Origin of the sequence: Thalassotalea agarivorans (assembly GCF_030295955.1) — a bacterium.
In the GTDB taxonomy this organism is placed as follows: Bacteria; Pseudomonadota; Gammaproteobacteria; order Enterobacterales; family Alteromonadaceae; genus Thalassotalea_D; species Thalassotalea_D agarivorans.
The window spans coordinates 2,552,328-2,575,181 of record NZ_AP027363.1 but is presented as its reverse complement, the minus strand read 5'-3'; the positions used below and the strand labels follow the sequence as shown (position 1 = coordinate 2,575,181).

Annotated in this window: 19 protein-coding genes; 11 read left to right on the top strand and 8 right to left on the bottom strand. The window is 41.4% G+C overall.

The window, feature by feature from the left end:
- Positions 1-135: 135 nt before the first annotated feature.
- Complete coding sequence (gene der, locus QUD85_RS11755; RefSeq protein WP_093326893.1) at positions 136-1,587, top strand: ribosome biogenesis GTPase Der; 1,452 nt, start codon at positions 136-138, stop codon at positions 1,585-1,587.
- A 325-nt stretch (positions 1,588-1,912) separates the two neighbouring features.
- Here der and xseA read toward each other — a convergent pair whose 3' ends face one another.
- The gene (gene xseA / locus QUD85_RS11750; RefSeq protein WP_093326895.1) at positions 1,913-3,250 is read right to left on the bottom strand and encodes an exodeoxyribonuclease VII large subunit; all 1,338 of its coding nucleotides are present in this window, start codon (positions 3,248-3,250) and stop codon (positions 1,913-1,915) included.
- Between the two features lie 184 nt (positions 3,251-3,434).
- Here xseA and guaB point away from each other — a divergent pair, with 184 nt between their 5' ends.
- The 5 genes from guaB (at position 3,435) to QUD85_RS11725 (ending at position 7,954) form a co-directional block, all read left to right on the top strand.
- The gene (gene guaB / locus QUD85_RS11745) at positions 3,435-4,907 is read left to right on the top strand and encodes an IMP dehydrogenase (RefSeq protein WP_093326897.1); all 1,473 of its coding nucleotides are present in this window, start codon (positions 3,435-3,437) and stop codon (positions 4,905-4,907) included.
- Positions 4,908-4,968: 61 nt separating this feature from the next.
- Entirely contained in the window at positions 4,969-6,546 is a 1,578-nt protein-coding gene (gene guaA / locus QUD85_RS11740) for a glutamine-hydrolyzing GMP synthase (RefSeq protein WP_093326899.1), read from the top strand.
- Between the two features lie 108 nt (positions 6,547-6,654).
- Positions 6,655-7,101, top strand: a complete 447-nt coding sequence (locus QUD85_RS11735; RefSeq protein ID WP_093326900.1) for a hypothetical protein — start codon at positions 6,655-6,657, stop codon at positions 7,099-7,101.
- The gene (locus QUD85_RS11730) at positions 7,101-7,454 is read left to right on the top strand and encodes a hypothetical protein (RefSeq protein ID WP_093326902.1); all 354 of its coding nucleotides are present in this window, start codon (positions 7,101-7,103) and stop codon (positions 7,452-7,454) included. Before QUD85_RS11735 ends, QUD85_RS11730 begins: the two co-directional genes overlap by 1 nt.
- An 80-nt stretch (positions 7,455-7,534) precedes the next feature.
- Entirely contained in the window at positions 7,535-7,954 is a 420-nt protein-coding gene (locus tag QUD85_RS11725; protein ID WP_093326903.1) for a hypothetical protein, read from the top strand.
- A gap of 7 nt (positions 7,955-7,961) precedes the next feature.
- Here QUD85_RS11725 and QUD85_RS11720 read toward each other — a convergent pair whose 3' ends face one another.
- The 7 genes from QUD85_RS11720 to QUD85_RS11690 all read right to left on the bottom strand — a co-directional run bounded on the left by QUD85_RS11720 (position 7,962) and on the right by QUD85_RS11690 (position 18,551).
- Positions 7,962-11,780, bottom strand: coding sequence for a translocation/assembly module TamB domain-containing protein (locus QUD85_RS11720; RefSeq protein ID WP_093326905.1), 3,819 nt, complete (start codon positions 11,778-11,780; stop codon positions 7,962-7,964).
- Positions 11,780-13,645 (bottom strand): autotransporter assembly complex protein TamA, encoded by a 1,866-nt coding sequence (locus tag QUD85_RS11715; protein ID WP_093326906.1) that lies wholly within the window; start codon positions 13,643-13,645, stop codon positions 11,780-11,782. Before QUD85_RS11715 ends, QUD85_RS11720 begins: the two co-directional genes overlap by 1 nt.
- 290 nt (positions 13,646-13,935) lie before the next feature.
- Positions 13,936-15,519: an AmpG family muropeptide MFS transporter gene (locus tag QUD85_RS11710; RefSeq protein ID WP_093326908.1), complete on the bottom strand. Its 1,584-nt coding sequence runs from the start codon at positions 15,517-15,519 to the stop codon at positions 13,936-13,938.
- Positions 15,520-15,614: 95 nt separating this feature from the next.
- Positions 15,615-15,998: a hypothetical protein gene (locus QUD85_RS11705; RefSeq protein ID WP_245732032.1), complete on the bottom strand. Its 384-nt coding sequence runs from the start codon at positions 15,996-15,998 to the stop codon at positions 15,615-15,617.
- A gap of 231 nt (positions 15,999-16,229) precedes the next feature.
- Complete coding sequence (locus QUD85_RS11700) at positions 16,230-16,826, bottom strand: peptidylprolyl isomerase (protein WP_093326911.1); 597 nt, start codon at positions 16,824-16,826, stop codon at positions 16,230-16,232.
- Between the two features lie 9 nt (positions 16,827-16,835).
- Entirely contained in the window at positions 16,836-17,390 is a 555-nt protein-coding gene (locus QUD85_RS11695; protein WP_093326912.1) for a YajG family lipoprotein, read from the bottom strand.
- 15 nt (positions 17,391-17,405) lie between these two features.
- Positions 17,406-18,551, bottom strand: coding sequence for a methyltransferase (locus QUD85_RS11690; RefSeq protein WP_093326914.1), 1,146 nt, complete (start codon positions 18,549-18,551; stop codon positions 17,406-17,408).
- A gap of 125 nt (positions 18,552-18,676) precedes the next feature.
- Between QUD85_RS11690 and QUD85_RS11685 the strand changes: the two genes are divergently transcribed.
- From QUD85_RS11685 to QUD85_RS11665, 5 genes are all read left to right on the top strand, one after another.
- Positions 18,677-19,261 (top strand): alpha-ketoglutarate-dependent dioxygenase AlkB family protein, encoded by a 585-nt coding sequence (locus QUD85_RS11685; protein ID WP_093327178.1) that lies wholly within the window; start codon positions 18,677-18,679, stop codon positions 19,259-19,261.
- A 55-nt stretch (positions 19,262-19,316) separates the two neighbouring features.
- Positions 19,317-19,634: a BolA family protein gene (locus QUD85_RS11680; RefSeq protein WP_093326915.1), complete on the top strand. Its 318-nt coding sequence runs from the start codon at positions 19,317-19,319 to the stop codon at positions 19,632-19,634.
- A gap of 126 nt (positions 19,635-19,760) precedes the next feature.
- A complete protein-coding gene (locus tag QUD85_RS11675) occupies positions 19,761-20,276 on the top strand; it encodes a TRAP transporter small permease subunit (RefSeq protein WP_093326917.1) in 516 nt (171 codons plus the stop codon).
- 1 nt (position 20,277) lies between these two features.
- Positions 20,278-21,660: a TRAP transporter large permease gene (locus QUD85_RS11670; RefSeq protein WP_093326918.1), complete on the top strand. Its 1,383-nt coding sequence runs from the start codon at positions 20,278-20,280 to the stop codon at positions 21,658-21,660.
- A 15-nt stretch (positions 21,661-21,675) separates the two neighbouring features.
- Positions 21,676-22,767: a TRAP transporter substrate-binding protein gene (locus QUD85_RS11665; protein ID WP_093326920.1), complete on the top strand. Its 1,092-nt coding sequence runs from the start codon at positions 21,676-21,678 to the stop codon at positions 22,765-22,767.
- Positions 22,768-22,854: the final 87 nt, after the last annotated feature.

The window sequence follows — 22,854 nt, the reverse complement described above, 5'->3', positions numbered from 1 at the left end:
ATACATGCGGCGCAGATTATACAAGGGTATAATCTGCGCCTTTTCTTTGTGGCTATAGTGGCAATGCTATAGTTATCTTTTAATATCGGTTAGAATATAACCACTAACCCCAGTAATTAACTCTTTGAGGTTTAAATGTTACCCGTAGTCGCTTTAGTCGGTCGCCCTAATGTCGGTAAATCAACGTTATTTAATCGCTTAACTCGCAGTCGAGACGCGTTAGTAGCGGATTATCCTGGATTAACGCGAGACCGTCAGTATGGCCAAGCGTATGTAGAAGATGAACCCTTTATCGTTATCGATACCGGTGGTATTCATGGCGACGAAGAAGGCATTGATGCACTTATGGCGCAGCAATCGCTTGCAGCTATAGATGAAGCGGATGCGGTACTTTTTCTCGTGGACGCAAGAGCGGGGCTAACTTCTGCTGATGAAGCTATCGCTGACTACTTGCGAAAGCAAGATAAAACAGTGTTCTTAGTTGCTAACAAAATAGATGGTATTGATGCCGATTCCGCTGTCGCTGAGTTTTATGCCTTAGCGCTTGGTGACGTGCATCAAATAGCCGCAGCACACGGTCGTGGTGTAACGCAATTGCTTACGTTAGCACTTTCTCCTTACATTGAGTCTTTAAACGTATCGAACGAAGAAGACGCCCAGCAGCTAGATGCTGAGCTTGAGGAGACGGTCGAAGAGGTCGAAGCACCTGAACACGATGACAAGATAAAGCTGGCTATTATTGGTAAACCAAATGTAGGTAAGTCAACACTAACGAACCGTATTTTGGGTGAAGATCGAGTTGTTGTTTACGATATGCCAGGTACTACAAGAGATAGTGTTTACATTCCGTTGGAGCGTAACGGCAGAGAATACACGCTAATCGATACAGCGGGCATTAGGCGCCGAAAAAATATTACCGATGTTGTAGAGAAGTACTCTATTGTTAAAACGCTGCGCGCGATTGAAGATGCCAACGTTTGTTTATTGGTGGTTGATGCAAGAGAAGGCTTGACCGATCAAGATTTGAGTCTATTGGGCTTTATTCTAGAAGCGGGTCGTTCGTTGGTGATTGCAGTTAACAAGTGGGATGGCATTGATCAGTCAGTTAAAGATAGCATCAATAAAGAAATCGACAGACGATTAGGTTTTATCGATTTTGCGCGTATCCATTTTATCTCTGCGCTTCATGGCACAGGTGTAGGGCATTTGTTTGAATCGGTTGAAGAAGCATTTGTTTCGGCTACTAAACGTATTTCAACGTCGATGGTTACTAAGGTATTAGAAATGGCTGCTTTTGACCATCAGCCGCCAATGCACAATGGTCGCCGCATCAAATTAAAATATGCGCACGCAGGTGGCTACAACCCGCCAATCGTTGTTATTCATGGTAACCAGGTAAAACATTTACCGATTTCATATAAACGTTACTTAATGAATTACTATCGTAAGTCGTTAAAAATTATGGGTACGCCGATTAAAATAGAATTTAGAGAAACGTCCAATCCTTTCGCGGGTAAGAAAAAGCTTAACTATACCGAGCAGAAAAAGCGCGCAAGAGCGACTCAGGGATACAAGAAAGACGAATAGCCCAAACCAACGATCTAAAAAACCAGAATTTATTTCTGGTTTTTTTATGCCTCAAAACCAATGAAAGTATAACCACAAGCAGAGCTACGCAACGTCTAAAACATTTGGGGTCAGAACATGTTCTGACCCCAAATATCCAAAATGGTTGAGCTTGTTCGAAGCGATACTGCCAAGTTCAATGCATCTGAAATGGGCGACAGCTTGCGAGTTACGCAGTTTGTAGGGGGGGAAGGATTTGGTCTTGCGTATCAAGACATACTTGGCCATAACATGGAATAAACAAATGGGGTCAGAACATGTTCTGACCCCAAATATAGTGAATTTTTTATTTGGGCTTTATTTCTGTGACTTGAGCGAACAGTTCACCATCTTTTAATTGGACGGCGATTTCCTCGCCTTTACTCACTTGAGATGTGCTGTTAACGATGTTTTGCTGATTATCTCGCACAACCCCATAACCTCTTGCGATGGTGGCTAGTGGGCTAACCATATGGAGTTGCTCAGCTAAATGTCCAAAATCAGCTGTCTTTTTTTGCCAGTAATAGTTAAATGCTTGCTGCGTTCTTTCAGACAGATCAATACAAGTCTGTTTCATCTGCACAATGCTATGCTCAGGGGATACAGCCAGTAAACGGTTATGCAGATACTGCTGAGATTGTGATTGCACAGAGGTTAATTTGCTTGAAACACTGGTCAATCTAGCAGTGAGTTCATCTATGCGCTGCGCTTTGTGAAGTATTTGTTGCTCTGGGTGCGTTTGACTTAGTCGGTGCTGCAAATAGGCGATACGCTGCTTGTTTCGATGACAAACTTGCTGATAGCTATAGCTTAATTGTTGTTTTAATTTGTTAAGTTTGTCTATTTTAGTCTGCACATCCTTTGACACTAATTCCGCTGCAGCGCTTGGCGTTGGCGCTCGCATATCGGCGACAAAATCAGCGAGAGTGGTGTCAGTTTCATGTCCTACAGCGCTAATAACAGGTATGTGGCTATCAAAAATTGCCCTTACCACGCGTTCTTCATTAAAACTCCATAAATCTTCGATAGAGCCGCCGCCGCGTCCTACAATTAATACGTCCACTTCTTGCCTAGCATTTGCAAGGGCTATTGTATTAGCAATATCTAGAGATGCTTGTTCACCTTGTACTAATACGGGGTACACAATCGCTTCAATCGATGCGTCTCGTCGATTTAATACGGTAAGAATATCTTTAACAGCGGCGCCTGTTGCCGATGTCACAATACCCACTTTGGTTATTTGCTCAGGTAATGTTTTTTTGTAAGAAAGGTCGAATAAGCCTTCGGCATGCAATTTGTTTTTTAAGGCTTCATATTGCTGCTGTAGCAGGCCCGCACCAGCATCTTCCATCTGCTCAATAATAAGCTGAAAATCACCCCTAGGTTCATAAAGGGACACCCGCGCTTTTACCAACACCTGCAAACCATTGTTTGGTTTAATTTTTGCTCTGATATTGTTACCACGAAACATTGCACACTTTACTTGTGAACGTTCGTCTTTTAGCGACAAATACCAATGACCTGAACTTGCAGCGACAAAATTCGATATTTCGCCAGTTAGCCATACTGTTCTCATTTCAGATTCAAGTAAAAAGCGAACTTGTTTCGTTAATTGGCTTACTTTTAATATATTTTTTGTTGTCATTTTTGTAAGGATGGTGCTGCTTTGTTTCAAGAATTGTCGTTATTATAACGAGTTGAGCAGTAAATTTTGAACAAATTGCAATAATTTACAATTTATTTGCTAATTTAGGTTTACCTGACCGACCAAAAAGATTAAAATGCTGCCGCAATATTAGCACTCCATATAAGTTCAGTGAGATATTGCCATGCTACGTATAGCCCAAGAAGCTTTGACCTTCGATGATGTATTATTAGTACCTGCACATTCACAGGTATTACCCCACACTGCCGACCTGCGCACCCAATTAACCGAGAAAATAGCCCTTAATGTGCCTATGGTATCCGCCTCTATGGATACGGTAACTGAAGCACGTTTAGCTATTACTTTGGCTCAAGAAGGTGGCATCGGATTTATTCACAAGAACATGACCATTGATGAACAAGCGCGTCATGTCTCTCAAGTTAAAAAATATGAAAGTGGAATTGTTGCAGATCCTGTAACAGTGAATCCAGACGATTCCATTGCTCAAACAATAGAGTTGGCCAAAGACCTTGGTTTTTCTGGTTTTCCTGTTGTTGATAGTGACAATAACTTAGCCGGTATCATTACTGGCCGAGATCTTCGCTTCGAAACAGATTTATCAAAGCCTGTTTCTGCACTTATGACGCCAAAAGACAAGCTTGTCACGGTGAAAGAAGGCGCGAGCAGAGAAGATATTTTAAATCTTATGCATGTACACCGTATTGAAAAAATATTGGTGACAGACGATTCCTTTAAGCTGAAAGGCTTAATTACCGTTAAAGACTACAAAAAAGCAGAGAAGAAACCAAATGCATGTAAAGACGAATTTGGTCGTTTACGTGTAGGTGCTGCCGTTGGTGTAGGCGCAGGTACTGATGAGCGTATCGCTGCGCTTGTTGATGCAGGCGTTGATGTATTGCTTATTGATACATCTCACGGACATTCTCAAGGTGTACTTGATCGCGTAAAAGCAACCCGTGAAGCATTCCCTGATCTTCAAATTGTTGCTGGTAATGTGGCAACAGGTGAGGGTGCAAAAGCACTTGCAGACGCTGGCGCAAACGCGGTTAAAGTGGGAATAGGCCCAGGCTCTATTTGTACAACACGTATTGTTACCGGTGTTGGTGTTCCGCAGCTTACTGCTATTTCAAATGCTGTTGAAGCGTTGAAAGGTACGGGTATTCCTGTCATTGCCGATGGCGGTATCCGTTTTTCTGGCGACATTGCAAAAGCCCTTGTTGCTGGCGCAAATTGTGTGATGGTAGGCAGTATGCTTGCAGGTACTGAAGAGTCTCCTGGCGAAGTTGAGTTATACCAAGGCCGTTATTACAAATCATACCGTGGTATGGGTTCTTTAGGTGCAATGGCACAAAAAGAAGGCTCTAGTGATCGCTACTTCCAAAAAACAGATGGTGAAGCAGACAAGCTTGTACCAGAAGGTATTGAAGGACGTGTTGCCTATAAAGGCCCTGTTGCAAACATTGTTCACCAGCAAATGGGCGGCTTACGTTCATGTATGGGTTTAACTGGCTGTGCAACGATTGAAGAGCTGAATACTAAAGCTATGTTCAATCGCGTAACCTCAGCAGGTATGGGTGAGTCGCACGTACATGACGTGACCATTACCAAAGAAGCTCCTAACTACCGATTAGGATAAAAAATTACGCCGCCAGCAACACGCTGGCGGCTTTGTTTTAGCGCAAATATATAGGTTTACAATGACCAAAGATATTCATGATTCTAGAATTTTAATTTTAGATTTTGGTTCTCAATACACACAGTTAATCGCGCGACGCGTGCGTGAAATTGGTGTTTATTGTGAATTGTGGGCATGGGATGTTACCGAAGCTCAAATTAAAGAATTTAACCCAACCGGCATTATTTTGGCCGGTGGTCCAGAAAGTGTAACAGAAGCAAACTCTCCTCGTGCGCCAGAGTACGTGTTCAATGCAGGCATCCCTGTATTGGGTATTTGCTACGGCATGCAAACAATGGCTGAGCAATTAGGCGGTAGCGTAGAAAGTTCTGAACACAAAGAGTTTGGTTATGCCTCTGTTGAAGTATTAAAAACATCAGCATTATTCAACCATATTGAAGATACTATCAACGAACAAGGTAATGCATGTTTGGATGTTTGGATGAGTCATGGCGACAAAGTTGCGACAATTCCAGAAAGTTTTACCACAATTGCTCAAACGCCTAGCTGTGCCCATGCTGCTATGGCTGATGAAGAGCGCAAGTTCTATGGTGTACAGTTTCACCCTGAAGTAACTCATACCAAACAAGGGATGCGCATTTTAGAGCATTTTGTTGTTGATGTTTGTGGTTGTGAAAAACTATGGACATCTGCTTCTATCATTGAAGATGCGATTGCTAAAATCAAAGCGCAAGTGGGTCAAGACGAGGTTGTGCTTGGTTTATCTGGTGGTGTCGATTCATCTGTTGTTGCTATGTTGCTGCACAGAGCCATTGGTGACAAGTTAACCTGCGTTTTTGTTGATAACGGCTTGCTTCGTTTGAATGAAGGGCAACAAGTAATGGATATGTTTGGCGACCATTTTGGTTTAAACATTGTCCACGTAAACGCCGAAGATAGATTTTTAGATCGCCTAAAAGGTGAAAATGACCCTGAAGCTAAACGCAAGATTATCGGTAACGTCTTCGTTGAGGTGTTTGACGAAGAAGCAGGAAAGCTAAGCAACGCTAAATGGTTAGCACAGGGTACAATTTACCCTGACGTTATAGAGTCAGCCGCGTCAAAAACGGGTAAAGCACATGTTATTAAGTCTCACCATAATGTTGGTGGCCTACCTGAAGACATGGAACTTGGCTTGGTTGAACCGTTACGTGAGTTGTTTAAAGATGAAGTACGTAAGATTGGTTTAGAGTTAGGTTTGCCATACGACATGTTGTATCGCCATCCTTTCCCAGGGCCAGGTTTAGGCGTTCGCGTGTTGGGCGAAATCAAGAAAGAGTACTGTGACTTATTACGCCGTGCTGATGCAATTTTCATTGAAGAATTACACAAGGCAGACTTGTATAACAAAGTAAGCCAAGCATTTACAGTGTTCCTACCTGTGCGCTCTGTTGGCGTTATGGGTGATGGCAGAAAATATGATTGGGTTGTTAGTTTAAGAGCTGTTGAAACTATCGACTTTATGACAGCTCACTGGGCACATTTACCTTATGATTTCTTAGGGCACGTTTCAAACCGTATCATTAATGAAATCGACGGTATTTCTCGTGTGGTATACGATATTTCAGGTAAACCACCTGCCACAATTGAATGGGAATAATGCCTTTCAATTAAGTTTTAGAAGCCAACCTATTTAGGTTGGCTTTTTTTTTGCAAGATACTAAAAAGTATGAATAAAATAGGATATTGCAGTAAGACAAGGATAGCGATGAAACACTTTTTTGCCCCAATAATAGGATGTTTGTTAGGCATCATAAGCCATGCCGCTTCGGCGAAAGATCTTGTAATTAAAGACATTGAAACTTTTGCTCATGAGTTCGTTGAAATATACACCAAACGACCGCTAGATATAGTTGATGTGCTGGCAGAAAACTTTGTGATTAAAACTGAACTAGGCGACTCGGCGATGGGTATTACCGTTGAGTTCACAAAAAAAGAATATTTGAAAGACATTGATAAATTAGATGTCGACGAGTTTGTTAAAGGTCAAAGGGACTTTGATGTCTATGATTTTACTGTCAAATCGGCGAATACAGGCTCATTTAGTATGATCTATTATGACGTTAGCGTCCGCACAACTGTATGGAACAAAATTGACGTGATTAAGAAAGGGGATAAATTAATGGTGACCTTTCAATTGCAAGAGGCCTTCTGATGTTTCAGCGACCGGGCAAAATTGATAATAACCATACAGCAGCCAGTCACACTGAAGAGCTTCTGTTGATTTTTGCTAATCCGGTAATCTGTTTATTAATAACAACACCGTATTTATTGTTCTGCACCTTGTCGCCAAACTCTCTGGACTATGAATCGTTTTATGGCGCTGGCGTCATCTGGATTTACTTAGTCACGCCATTTATTATCGCCGCGCAATTGGTGATGATTGCAGTCTCTGTTTATAAAAAGAATACTTATTGGCGCCACCAGTTACTGTCGATAGTATTAACTGTCGTTATCGGTCTAGCGTTTTTAAGCGGATTAGCGTTTGGTTGTTTTATCACAGTGTAAGGTTTGTTAGTGCAAAAACTCATTGTTCGCTAGGTTTTTGACTAAACTCAATATAGAGTTTGTTTTAAGCAAGGACAACAATGGAACGAAAAAACAGGATCTATTTGTTTACAGCGATCATAAGTTTTGCGTTTGCGTTTTTAGGCTTTTCATACAATACCTGGCGGCTAGAGGTTACTGAAGATAATAATAATATTCGTATGGCGTCTTTTTCAGTGCTTAATGAATTGGCTGAATTTGAGCAAATAGTATTTGCTGCGCATTACGATCAAAATACCGTTGAGGGTAGCCCGCGAAAAGGATGGGTGAAAGTAGGGTTGATTGCCGATTTAGCGGTGTTTATTTCGCCACAAGTGGAGCAACAAGCAAGAGCTTTAAAACAGGTGTGGGGTGAAAACTGGCCCAATGTTGCAACGCAGGTAGATTCAGTGGAGCGTGTTTTGACTAACGTAGAGCAGGTCCGCCAAGCTGTTAAAAGCCAACTCAGGCAGCTAGATTAACCCTTATTTACGGGTCTTGTTGTGCTGAGGGCGCTTCAGGCGCGGTTTCTTCTGTAAACAAATTCCCAGTTTCGAATGAATAGTAGATATCCGCAGAATCCTCGAGCCCTGATACCGTTTCTAACCAAAGCCTTGAAAGTAAATAAAAGCGAATCGTTATTTCATTTACTGGTTCAATGACGCCAATACCGTATTTAAGATATGTTCGCTCGCCAAGATAACCACTAATAGTAGCTTGTGCATCGTCACCATCAACTTCGGCGCCAACCTGTATGTCAGTCAACAGCGGTACCTCTTGCAATGCTTCTTGCACGCCTTGTGCGCGATTAATGGTTGTAGCCAGCACAGCGCCCATAGCCGCAGCATTGTTCGTGCCTGAATCTAAGCCACGACCTCTAACTAAATAAGACAAGATTTCGTTTTGTTGCATACTCGGCGTCGAAAACAAATTGATCTGTAACGCATTGGCAAGGCCGGTGATTGATATACCTACTGTGACATCGTCCGATGTAATTTTCCTAGTTGCAGTCAGATCAACGTGTGGGTTGGCTGGTGGCCCATTAAACGTTACGCGTCCATTGTCGACATTCAAGTGCTGTCCATAGGCCTGATATTTGCCGTTTTTGATCCCCATAACACCATAAATTTGCATTGGTTGCTGTTTACGCTGCGTCATTTGTAACTTACCGCCGAGGTTGCCATTGAAGCCTTGGCCTCTAACAGTAAATTTATCGCGAATGATAACCTCAAGGTTGTTTTCAATGTTTAAGCGCGAACGTTTTTCAATTTGATTACCTTGCGCATCAACAATAATTGCATCGTCACTAATGGCAACACTGCCAGGTGGCAAATCTTGCAATTGAAACAAGCCGTCAAACACTTCCACTTTACCATTGATACTGAGCAGTTCAGGTGTGAAATCGACTTCTATATCTGTAGCTACATCTGCCGTCAAACTTGGCGGAAACGCAAATGTTAATGTTTCCGTGGTGAGATGCGCATAGGCATGGAATTTATCAACCCATTCAATTTTAGAGGTCAATGTGCCTTTATTATCTAGAATGAAAAACTGACCATTTATTTCCGCTTTTTGATGATCTATGTCTGCTCTTACTTCAACATTTTCTATATCGTTGGGGCTTCGTAGCAAGTCGATGTTGCCTTGCTCTAACGCCAAGAAACCGTCTAACTTGGGAGCCGCTGTCGTGCCTGATATGGCAATATTACTGTTAATGAAACCTTCAATTGCTTCAAGTTCAATGACAAGTTCCTGTATCGGTTGAATACTAAATTGATTAATTTTCAAATGACCATCTAACGAATTTTGATTTTGGTAATCAATGCGAGTCGCAAAATCGAGGATAGCGTCAGTGTCGGATCTGTTAAGGCTGACATTGGCAACCAATTGTTGCGCATCATTTGTAACGTCTATTGAGCCATCGTGCCAGGTCATCAATTCCAGCGTTTCTCCATTGGATAGTAGTGTTATTTTGCCTGGTTGTAAGTCTAAATCTGCAGCAACAATCGGTTGTTTATTTGGCTGCCAATTGGCGTCTATGTCGCCCGACAGTTTGGTCAGCAATTTCATTTCAGGTGGGAATACCAATTCGTTAATAGGTTGGCTATCGATGTTAAGCTTAATAGACAAATTACCTGATTCCCCAACCGTTGAAGTTTCATCAATACACAAAGAGGTACCAATGGTTAGCCAGCAATGGGGTGATATCGTGAGCGTTTTATTATTGATTGAAGTTTGATACTTCGCGCTTTGGTCAAGGTTAAGCGTTAGTTCACCATATTCAAAATCTGCGGTATTTAATACAGTGGTTAAACTGTTTTTAGACTGATCGAATTCGTTGTCTAAAGCGATATCTGCTGTCGCGTCTCCGGCAAAGTTTAGAGTAAGCGATTGCTTACTAATATCGCCAACAATATGGTGGTCAAATTCGCTAATTATGAAAGTGTCTAGATGAATTTCTGGACTCTGTAATTGAACATCAAAGGCGTGATTTTTTGCAAACTCATACTCTGCTATTAAGCGTGTTTCTTTTATCGCGTAGTCTTCATAATTGGCATCAGTCACTAAGGTGTTTAGCGAAACAATTGGCGCAAAGTTATCACCGCTAATAGTGAAATTAGTATCCACTTTTGCGGTAGCTTCACTATACCATTCATTAATATTTGGGCTCGACAATGTGCCGTTAATATCCCAACTACCGGCGTTTTGCGCCTGCAGGTTCAACCTTGTTTCTTTAGCCGCTACTTCTATAACACTTGCAGGCATTCTCAGGCTACTATCAATACTGATATCGGCTTTAAGTGAAACTGGAATATCATTTAACTCACCTGATACATTGGTGTTATTTAATAGTACTTGCCAACTGCCTAGTTCATCTTTACCTTTTATTTCCTGAGAGGTATCAAAAAAACCTTCAGTATGCAGGCTTGCTGTAACTTCACCGGTTACGGGCAGCGGTGGTAGGCTTTCTGGCATCACTGGCATGGTGAGTTTTTCACTGATCAGATCAAGTTGCCAACGCAGTATATCGCCGTAAATCAACTGGCCGGTAGTTGATAGGTCTGAGCCGGTATGTGCGTCTGAAAAATGCAATGTGTTCAAGGTGACAGTTGAAGATTGCATATCATGAATGATATCGGTGTTAACAATGGCGTCCTGATAGCCATAACCTTTTATCTCGACCATGAGTTTTGCTAATTGCTTCGACAAATCTCCTTGGGTATCAAGCGTCATACGTGCTGGTTGCACTTGTGCGGTAACGTTCGCAGGAAGCGGTACTTTGTTCGCTATTAACGAAACATCAAATGGGAGTGTTTCATCCGTCAGGTTAACATGAATATCACTGTCTAATTCCAAACTGCCATGACTTCTTAACTTCACCTTAAGATCTGAAAAATCGCCATTTGCGAATAAATTTTGATTAGAGTTGGCTAGTTGAGGATAAGGTTCGAAGCGCTGAAGTTCGGTGTTAAGTTCGATATTTAGTGGGTAGTGCTCAATAAGGTGGATATCGCCCGCTAAATTAACGTTGCCGTATTCTGGGTAAGTTAGTGATAACTCACTAATATCGAAAGTATGTTTGCCAATAGCAATTTCAGTATGTATATCAGTAATATTAAACTGACTTTGCTGCTGCATAATTCTGGTTTGAGATACATCCAAAGAGGCGACATGTAACTCTATTGGAATATAAACCTCAGGCAAGTTAGCCATTGCCCATTCATCGCTTGGTGGTGCAGGTGGTGCTTTGCTTTCGAGCAAAGTAACGTCAACATTATTCACTGTTGTAGGTAGAATTTGAACAAGTGTGCCCTTTGCTTTTGCGGCCGTCTTAAACGCATCTACGCGCACCGCTAAGCCATCCATAGTTAAGGTAAATTCATCAACTGAAAGCAATTTTACGTCGGCGCCAACGGGTAGCGAAAACAGTTGGTTCTGTACAGTAACTTCTTCTTCCACCACTGGTGTTTCGATTTCCTCTGGCGGTGGAATATAAGGCAAGTCGACATTGATACTTTTTGCCGAAAGTTCTTCAACACACACGGTCTTTCTTAATAGGCAATTTAGTTTCAGATCTAAAGTAAAAGACTCAACATCTAGTTTGAAGCTGGGTAAGTCGATACGAATATATTTGAACTGAGCCTTGTTGAGTAGAGCACCATCTTGGTATTCAATATCGATAAACTCTATTTTATTTACTGCCCATACGGTTAATTGTGCGCCCCAAGAGGTACCCACTAAAAAGAGAATGAATAGGATCAAAAATAGGAATATGGCTAGCAGTATTTTTAAGATGCGCTTGATCATTATAGCTCTGCTCCAAAACTAAAATGAATCTTCCAATCAGGATCTTCTTCACTGATGGAATAACCAAAGTCTAACCTGATTGCCCCGATCGGCGATATGTAGTGTAAGCCTGTACCTACCGAATATAGTGGATTTATTTCTATGGTATCCATAGCATTACCAATATCGGTAAACAATGCAGTTCTAAATTTTTCGGTAAAATAGTATTGATACTCGGCGCTACCCACTAACATATATTTACCACCAACAACCGCAGTTTGTGTGCCGCCATCTGGTGTTGGCAATTCCAACGAAGGTCCTTGCGATTGATAATCAAAGCCACGCAAACTTTGATCGCCACCCACATAAAACCTCAAACTTGGTGCCAGAAATGTTTTGGGATCACTGGGTAAGTAGTTAGCACCTGCTTCCAGACGGAATACAAATCGATGACGTGATATTGGGGTTACAATTAATTTCCATTTAGCGATGGCACGAAAAACCGTTAACTCGCTGGCTGCCTTGTCGCTGGCACCTTCAATATTGTAATACTGTAAGTAGCCCCAAGAAGGGTCTAACGGATTACCTTCACGCTTTACGCGCGTTATGGTAATACCAGGAAAGAAATAGTAGGCATTTAAGGTGACTCTTGGATCGTCCCACACATTTAAGGTGTTAACTCTATATTCACCCAGATCGATTTCTTCTTCATTAAACTTCCATAGTTCTTTAAGAAAACGTAAGTAAATTTGAGCATTCCACGCGCCAAACTTGCGAATGTTACTCAGCTTTACTTCAAATGATTTACCTTCTAAGTCACCGTATTCATCATCTTCCAGTAATACTTGGAACTGAATAATATCGTTTAATGGATGTGTCCAAGGAATGCGATAGGTAAATCGTCCCGTAGGGTTAACTTGAGAGTACTCAATTTTTGTTTCTTGGCTGTGACCATATCGGTTGACCAGTGGCGTACGCCAACCCGTTGATACGCGATATTCAGTATCGGTAGACCAACCGAAACCGACATCAAAGTAGTGCACCTTGTTTTTGAGTAAATCGACATTTATCGGCAACTGGTAATCTTGTGCATTGGCTTTATCGGGCACAACCATTGTGTTGTTAAAGTAGCGTGTTTGTTGCAGGTTATTTTGAAATCTAAACAACTGCTGTGTGGTATATGGTTCGCCAACTTCGTAAGGGATCAGGCTTTCCAATAACCAAGGCTCGATATCAAAAGGTTGAATAAATGTTTCACCAAAATAATATCGATTGCCGGCATTAAAAATAATATTAATGTCGGCATAAATAAAGGTGTCGATTATAGCGAGATCGGTTTTTTCAAATTTAGCATCAAAATAACCATGTTCTAGCGCCAATGAGGTTAGCTTAGACTTTATTTGTTCATATAAGCCGTGATTAAGTGTGTCACCTTCTTTTACTGGTAATTCTGTCAGTAATTTTGTAAAGGCGGGATCCTGCTTTGCTTCACCCACTAGCTCGATATTGATTTGGTTAATCACAGTTGGTTGATTGAGCACGATAAAAAAGGTCAGCGTCCACTCATCATCTTCTTTATCTTTGGTAATTTTAGTATCGATTGCCGAGCGATAATAACCAAGCGCTCGTAATGCATTCTCTGCGTGCCCTTCAGCGGAGAAGATAAAATTCGTTCTCGCCTCAGGGGTAGTAGGCAGCTCGCCTAAGTGCGCCATGATATTGTCAGCGATCGGATCAGGCAGATCTTCTGGCAATTCAACGACAATGTTTTCGTCATCATCATCTGCACTTGCAAGGGGGGAGATTAAAAGCAACGCGAATAAAAGTGCAAGCTTTGCTAGTAAGCTTGTGGTGTTTTTTTGAAAGAGCGATACGACTAATAACACCAAACTGCCAATAAACGTGTTAATTCGTTACATAAAGCATAACAACGAAGAAGCCAAAAATGATCAGGTTAAACGCGAGGATATAGGCAAACCCGCGCCAGCATTGTTTTATCGAAAATCCTTTCTGTTTTATGTAGAGGTACCAAACAAGGCACATGAAAATAGGCAAAAGAAAAAACAATCTGATCATAATATACGGCTGTTCTTGTTTGTTTTATATTCAATCATGAATTCATAATAAAACAATAATCTACGAATACCAATACGGGATCGGTAAAGCATAGAAATGTTTATTCGCTGTTTGATTCAATCAGTCGATTTATCGGTTTTCGTATCGCATACAAGAACAGTAAACTGGGAATGACCATCAATGCGGTTAACACAAAAAACAACGCCCAGTTTCCGTTCAATGCGTCAACTAATATGCCGGAATAGGAACCTAATAAAACCCTTGCTAATGTGCCCAAAGAGGCCATTAAAGCATACTGTGATGCAGTAAAGGTTTTATTGCATAACACACTCAGTAGTGCGACAAATGCCACCGATCCCCAAGCAGAGGTAAAGCCATCGACAATCACGGTAAATGCAAATAGACCTTTGTTTGGTCCTACTAACGCGATCACAGCAAACAGCAAGTTACTACTGGCCATAGCAATACCGCCAATAAACAAGCCTTTAAGAATACCAAATCGAATGGTGAAGATACTGCCAATCAGAGAAAAGACGATGGTAACTGCCCAATTGATAAGCTTTGAATAATAGGCAATATCACTGTTTGAAAAGCCAACTTCTTTATAAAACACGATAGACATGCGGCCTAAATAAGCCTCGCCCAACTTAAACAGAAAGATAAAAGCGAGCAATGACAAAGACAGTTTCACGCCATTACGTTGAAAGAATTCCTGCAGTGGCGCGACTAGTGTCGATAACACCCACGCGGCAATTTTTACTGAAGTAGGGCTTTGCTCGGTGTACTGCACTTGAGGCAATTGATGAATGTTGACTTGCAGCTGATAGAGTAGCCTTGCCAGCCACACTAAACCTGCTACGGCGACAATACTTGTTAATAGGATTTGTTGGTTGTTAGATATGATGTGTTGCCCTACATCGACAAAAGCCAATACTATAGCGGTAAAAATCAGCATTAAGGGTAATAACATTAATGCAGGCTTTTTGTCATGTTGCACTAAAGCGAACTGATATTGTTGTTGAATGTTCGCTTGTGTTTGCGCGCGATTATTAACCGGCTCTTTGGCGAAAAATGTTGCTATTGATACCACTAACATTATTAGTGCTAGCACGTAATAAATTTCCTGCCACTGCCAATTTGGGTTATCGGCCAAAATAAACGGTATGCTGCCTAAACCGGCGTAACCTGTCCACCAACCGGAAGTAGCCATCGCAGAACCCGCGGCCAAATAGTTTTTGTCTTTGTCATATAAAATATCAATACGATAAGCATCAATAGCAATGTCTTGTGTAGCGCCGCTAATGGCGATAATGAGTCCGCATAATGCGAGGGTTGCTAGACCTATTTCCACTTCTATTTGCGTGATCGCCAAACAACTTAATACTATGATGAGTTGCATGGCAAAAATCCATCCCCGACGCTGTCCTAACGCCTTACAAAGGTAGGGAACTTTGAGCCTATCGACCAATGGCGACCACATAAAATTGAAGCTGTATGCGCCAAAAATAAGACCAAACAATCCGATAGAAGTACGTGTTAACCCAGCATCAGACAACCATGCCGTCATGGCGGAACCAATCATGATCCATGGGAAACCACTAGCGAGACCAAAACAAAATATGGTAACGAGACGTTTATCTTTGAAATATAACAGGGCAGATCTAAAAGAAGTGGATTCGGTCATGCAAACACTATTTGCCAAAATGCGAAGAGACGATTGTCAGACTAACAGATCGTTGCCTGACATCGAAGTAATTATTTTTATTTTAAATGGTGAACTTAAACCGGTCGCCAGCCAACACAATCGATGGGGTAGCTTCCTGTACCTTGAAAAAAGTCCAAGCAAGTTGTTATCTCACTTTTAAAATACAAATTGGTATCAAGCGATTGAGCGCCATTTAGCATAATTTCGTGAATAACATGCCAAAATACACGCTCTCTAGCGTTACTTGGCATGTCGTCGGCTACTTGAAAAAACGTCCACTCTTCCATGGTGTCAGTCACAAATTTGTCTAATTCGGTATAATGTATTTGATGCAAAATTACCGCTGAAATATAGTGGTGAATTTGTTGAATCTTTTCATTTATAAATTGTTCAACAACCATTTTTTCTCCACAAAAGTCCCTTAAGCCAGAAGACCTAATATATTGAAAATTATTCATTTTTCTTGACCAATTACCCCTAAAAGGAAGCTATTTAGGTGCGCAAATTTATCTTTATAATATCCACTAAATAGTTATGGTTTATAAGCGTGAAATTGTCAAAGTCAAAACTTAAAAAACTTGTAATATTTTGTACAAATGTTTGAAATCTAGGAAAAGAAAAATAGAAATAGTGTGGGTCTTTTATCAGTAATTAGCTGACACAAAAAAGCGAGCCATGGCTCGCTTATCTTACTGTGCTCTTAGTAGCGTCACTTTAGTTATGACGATAGGCTCAATAGGGACGTTTTCCCAACCGACATAATCATTGTAATCAGTTTTCACTTGTGCCATTTTTTCAAGCACTTCGTCACCTTCGACTATCATGCCAAATACAGCGTAGCCCCAGCGTCTGCCAGGATCTAAACTTTTGTTATCTCCAAGGTTGAAGAAAAACTGGCGATTAGCTGAATGCGGCGCACTTTCTCGTGCCATGGCAATGGTGCCAAAGGTGTTTTTTAGACCATTACCTGACTCATTGAAAATGTTGCCTTTATCTCTTTTCACCATGTAGTCTTTGGTAAAGCCACCACCTTGCACCACAAAGTCAGCTTCGACACGATGAAAAATCGTACCGTTGTACTCACCTTGAACAACATAGGTGAGAAAGTTGTCGACAGTAATAGGTGCCCGCACTCTATCGAGTTCAACAATCATGGTACCCATCGACGTTTCAATTTTTACTTGCGGGTATAAATTGTCTGGGTCGATAGCCAAATTTTTCTTTTGCGTGGCACTAGCGCTAAATGCTGTTAATACCAGGCATGCAATGAAGATGATATTTTTCATAACTTAAATTTACTTGATAGCTTGCTGAATTTCCGCGCTTTGTAAAATACGCGCGATAATTTTGCCTAAGTTTTGATTGTAGTCTCTTTCCATAACAGCGACATCAGCGTTAAGTACACCGTTATTCTCGCCGTTTATTTTAAAGGTTTTGGTTAACGTTTTTTCGCCGCTTTTAACAGTGACTAAAAAGTTGAACTCGTTTTTCGCAACATAATCGGTCATGGTCTGCTCAACCACAGTGTCAGCTTGTTTAATCTCCACGTTGATGCTGTTGTTTGCGCCACCGTTTAAGGTTAATCCTTTTTTTGACAAACCTATGCGTAGCTCTCTTTCTACAATGGTATCTAGTGCTTCTTGACTACCTAAATAAGTGGCTTGATCTTTTTTGTTGATGGTAAGTACATTTTTTGAGGCACGTGCATCTGACACCGTCAGACTTGCTTCTTTGTTTAAATACACTTTGCTTGGTGTGTACATCATCAGTGGCGCCACAATGACATGTTTAACGGGTGTAGCACAAGCGGCAAGCAGGGCAGCTGCAAGTAGAACTAAAGTCTTTTTCATATGTAAGCCTTACATTTAGTTGTTATGTTGTTTTATTGCCGACAGCACTACAAATTTTTTATCACTAGCGATTAATGTAGCATTGCCAAAAAGTCGTTTTAATTTAACGTGGTAACCTAATTGTCGATTGCCCACAATACGTAACTCGCCGCCAGGTTTCAATACGGCAAAGCTTTGTTTGAACATTTGCCATGCAATATGATCGGTAGTCGCTTGTTGTTGATGGAAAGGTGGATTGCACAGCACCACATCAGCACTTGCGTCGGCGATATCTGTCAGACAGTCGTTGACCAAAAAGTTCGCATTATCTAATTTTTCAGGCAGGTTTTTTTCAACATTGGTTCTTGCAGATGCGATTGCCATATAGGATTCATCGGTAAAGGTAACAGTGACAGATTTTTTGGCAAGTGCACTGAGCCCAATCACGCCATTACCACAGCCCAAATCGATAATTTGCTGTCCGTCTTTTAGCTCAGGTAAATGTTGCAAAAAGAAACGGGCACCAATATCGAGCTTATCGCGGGCAAAAACGTTAGCAAGATTGTGAATAGTAAACGCACCGTTTTCCAATGGCCAAGTTTTATTCGCTGGCATGGGAAGCGCAGGCTCTGTGTTTATTTCACTGAAGATTAAACGCGATTTTTTTACGGCTAGCGAGGTTTTTGTGTCGCCAATATACTTTTCAAAAAGTGCCAATGTTGAAGTGTGTATTTCCTTTGCTTTGCCTGCGGCAATAAACACAACATTATTACTATATTGCTTGCGAACAGCGGCTAGTTGATGGGTAAGTAGCGCTTTACTTTTCGGTAACTTAAACAAAATAATGTCAACTTGCTCAGGTAACTCATGCAAACTGTCCAGTAGGGTAATATTCTCTGACGGTAAAAAGTTTTCGTCCAAGTTGTAGCGTATACCTTGTTGGCTAACATAAGAGTCATTAATGGCTGTTACGTTATGGCCTGTTAAATTGCACGTTAACGCACCAAAGCTGTCGTTAAAAATTAAAAATCGGCGTGGCTGATTTAGCAGATCATGTTGCATTAGATGTTGCAATATATACTCATCTGCTGAATCCCAAGCTTGCAAGCTTCTATTGACTTGCGCAATGGGAAAGCGATGAAGTATCAGTGGTTGCTCGTTGACAACAAAAGGACTTTGCATAAGCTGAACTAGTTAAACAGGGTTGGGCTCTATTTTCTCAAAAAAGTCAGTGGCAAGCTAGGGCTTGCAAATACATTTATATTGGAGCATTGGACATTTTTTCAGATCCAATCGTACAAGGTTATATGCAAAAAATATCAGTAAAGTTAGAAGATGCTACTGTCGATTATTATCCGCAGTTTTTAAGTCAGCGATTTGCTTTTGAAGCATACAACACGCTCTATCAAGAACTTGCTTGGCAGCAAGACAATATAACTGTGTATGGTAAATCGGTTGCTATTCCTCGATTACAAGCTTGGTATGGTGATGAGGGGACGCAGTATCAATATTCTGGACTAACGATGTGGCCTCGCCCTTGGCACCCTATGTTGTTGAGCATTAAACAAACCATAGAACGTGAAACTTCGGCATCTTTTAATGCTGTGTTGGCAAACTTATACAGAAATCAGAAAGATACCGTGGGCTGGCATAGTGATGATGAAAAGGAGCTGGGAACAAATCCTGTGATTGCATCTCTATCTTTGGGGGCTGAGCGCGTGTTTCATTTAAAGCACAAGCGCACAAAGCAGTTAACTAAGCTCGCGTTAGCGCCCGGTTCTTTATTAGTGATGTCAGGTGAAACTCAGCATAATTATGTACATGCATTACCAAGAACCGCCAAGGCAATGAGTGAACGCATTAACCTAACTTTTCGAAAAATTCTGTTGTGAAGCTTAGCCAGTATTTCGTAAAATAGTTGCGTATATTATCGCTAGTGAATATTCCATGACAGTAGAAAACACCATTGTAGAAAAACTTTTAACCGCATTTGAGCCTTATCAATTAGATGTAGTCAATGAGAGCCATATGCATAACGTTGCGCCAGGCAGTGAATCTCATTTTAAAGTGATTATTGTTGCGAAAGCCTTTGAAGGCGAACGATTGATTAAACGTCATCGTTTGGTTAATGCGGTATTAAAAGAAGAGCTTGCCGAAAAAATACATGCACTTGCCTTACATACTTATACTCAAAAAGAGTGGGTAGACCACTATCAAGCTAATACACCATTGTCGCCTAAGTGTATGGGTGGTAGTAAAAAATAACGGTAATAATCTATGCTAAAAGCATGGTTTACTCTTACCCCAGATTAGCGCTATTATCTCCCGACTATAACAAAAAATAAGCTGCCCCGAGACGCTAGCTCGCCGCAGCACTTGTCGGAATTTTTCATGAACATCATTACAGCGCTAGTGCATTTCCTAGATCGCTTTTCTCAACTTACTGGCAGAGTAATCGCTTGGTTTACGCTGCTGATGGTGGTTATTACCTTTTTGATTGTTGTCTTGCGTTATGGCTTTAATTTAGGCTGGATAGCAATGCAGGAATCTGTTCTTTATTTCCATGGTTTGGTGTTTTTGCTAGGCGCGGCATACACGCTTAAAGAAGATGGTCACGTGCGTGTCGATATCTTTTATCAACGCTTTTCAGATAAAGGTAAAGCCTGGGTAAATTTACTCGGCACACTTTTTCTGTTGTTACCGTTTTGTGTGTTTGTGTTCACGATCAGCTTTGACTACGTAGCGAGCGCTTGGCGCATCATGGAAAAATCTGGCGAAGCCGGCGGTTTGCCTTTTGTTTATTTGAGTAAATCTTACCTGTTGCTGTTTGCTTTTGCCCTGGCGCTACAAGGCTTAAGTGAGTTAGGTAAGAACACATTAATACTTGTAAAAGCAAAGGAGGCATAACATGGAATATATCGCCATTTTAATGTTTGTAGTCGTTTGCTTTGTGCTACTACTAGGTTACCCCGTAGCTTTATCTTTAGCGGGAACTGCGCTGATTTTTGCTGGCGCCGGTATTGCTACCGGGTATTTTGAGCCCGCTTTTCTTAACGCCTTTCCGAGTCGTTTATTTGGTGTTGTTAATAATCAAACATTGCTTGCCGTGCCGCTCTTTGTGTTTATGGGAGCGATGTTAGAGCGCGCTAAAATTGCCGAGAATTTATTGACCACTATGTCTATACTCTTCGGCAGATTTCCAGGCGGGTTAGCCATCGCTGTTACCTTTGTTGGTATGCTGCTTGCCGCCAGTACGGGGATTGTCGGTGCGACGGTCGTAACCATGGGGCTATTGTCACTACCAACAATGCTTAAACGTGGATATAACACCAGTTTTTCAACAGGGATTATTTGCGCAACTGGAACCTTAGGCCAGATCATTCCGCCATCGATTGCACTTGTGTTGTTGGGCGACGTTTTAAGTAGTGCCTATCAAAAAGCCCAACTGTCGATGGGGATCTTTAACCCTGAAACGGTTTCTGTAGGTGACTTATTTGCTGGTGCCGTGGTACCGGGCATGATTTTAGTGCTGATGTATATAGCTTACAGCTTTTTCCTCGCGAAAATTAAACCTGATTTTGCACCAGCTGCGTCAGCGCAGGACGCGCAATCAGACATAACCACTTCTTTACTTAAGCAAACACTTTCGGCACTTGTTCCACCATTGTTACTTATTTTTGCTGTACTTGGTTCGATATTACTGGGTTTTGCTACACCAACGGAAGCTGCAGGTGTTGGCGCTATGGGTGCCACGTTGCTTGCAGCTTGGCAACGCCAATTGAGTAAAATAAACCTTAAAGCCGTGATGGACAGCACGCTAAAAATTACCTCCATGGTCTTTTTGATCCTGATTGGTGCCAGCCTATTTAGTTTAGTATTTAGAGGCTTTGGTGGAGAAGAGCTTGTACAAAGTGTGTTTGAGCAAATGCCAGGTGGGGTTATTGGTGCAACGCTAATTGTAATGTTAGTCATTTTCTTATTAGGTTTTATCCTCGATTTTATCGAAATAACCTTCGTCGTTGTGCCTATTGTTGCCCCCGTCTTATTGGCGATGGGGCTAGATCCTATTTGGTTAGGCATCATGATAGCGATTAATTTGCAAACCTCCTTTTTGACACCTCCCTTTGGCTTTGCACTCTTTTATTTAAGAGGTGTGGCCCCTAAAACAGTTGCCACCTCCGCTATATACAAAGGTGTCATTCCCTTTATCATCATGCAACTGATACTATTGGGAGTACTCGCAATTTGGCCGGCACTTATTACCTGGTTGCCAGCACAAATTTACAATTAAAATGAGAGAATAGTTATGGGATTTAAAACACGAGTTGTCGCGTTAGCATCTTTGGTGGTGCTGTTTGTAGCCGGTTGCTCAAAAGAGCAGACAGTAAGCGAAGCCTCAACAGTTGAGCAGCAAACCTATAAATGGAAAATGGTGACGTCTTGGCCGAAAAACTTTCCAGGTTTAGGTATGGCACCAGAGAAATTTGCAAAGTATGTAAACGAAATGACCAATGGTCGTTTGACCGTGCAAGTCTATGGTGCTGGCGAACTGGTGCCTGGATTTGAAGTGTTTGATGCGGTCTCTAGTGGTACCGTGCAAATGGGCCACAGTGGCCCTTATTACTGGAAAGGTAAAATACCTGCAGCACCTATTTTTGGCGCAATGCCTTTTGGTATGACAGCGACAGAACTTAATGCATGGTTACATTATGGTGGCGGCATAGAATTGTGGCGTGAACAGTATAAACCATTTGGCATTATTCCTTTGGCAGGGGGCCATACGGGTGCACAATTTGCGGGTTGGTTTAAAAAAGAAATTAATAGTATTGACGATCTGCAAGGGCTAAAAATGCGCATCCCAGGTTTGGGTGGTGAAGTATTTAAAAAAGCGGGTGGTATTCCTGTTAACTTGCCAGGCGGCGAAATCTTTTCTTCATTGCAAAGTGGTGCTATTGATGCAACCGAATGGGTAGGTCCATACAACGATTTAGCCTTTGGTTTTTATCAAGCAGCAGATCATTATTATTCAACGGTTTGGCATGAGCCCAATGCAAGTTTAGAGTTTTTGATAAATGAAGAAGCGTTTAATAGCTTGCCAAGTGATCTGCAAAAAATCGTTGAAGTTGCTGCAAGAGCAGTGAATGAAGATACGCTAGATGAATACAATGCGCGTAATTTAACCGCTTTGAAAGAACTAAAAGAAAAGCATGGCGTTGAAGTGAAGCAATTTCCTGACGCTGTCGTTAAAGCGTTAAAAGCAACAACCTTTGAAGTCATCGAAGAACAAGTAGCAAACGATGAAGCTTTTGCAAAAGTATGGGTGTCGTATAGCGAATTCCTATTACAAATTCGTGGTTACAACGATTTAACCATTAAAGAGTATTATCAAAATAGATAAATAAAAGGGCAACGAGAGTTTGCCCTTTTTTGTACTGCTCGTACCTCTCTGGAATGAAAGCAAGGTAAACTATGCATCATTTCACCT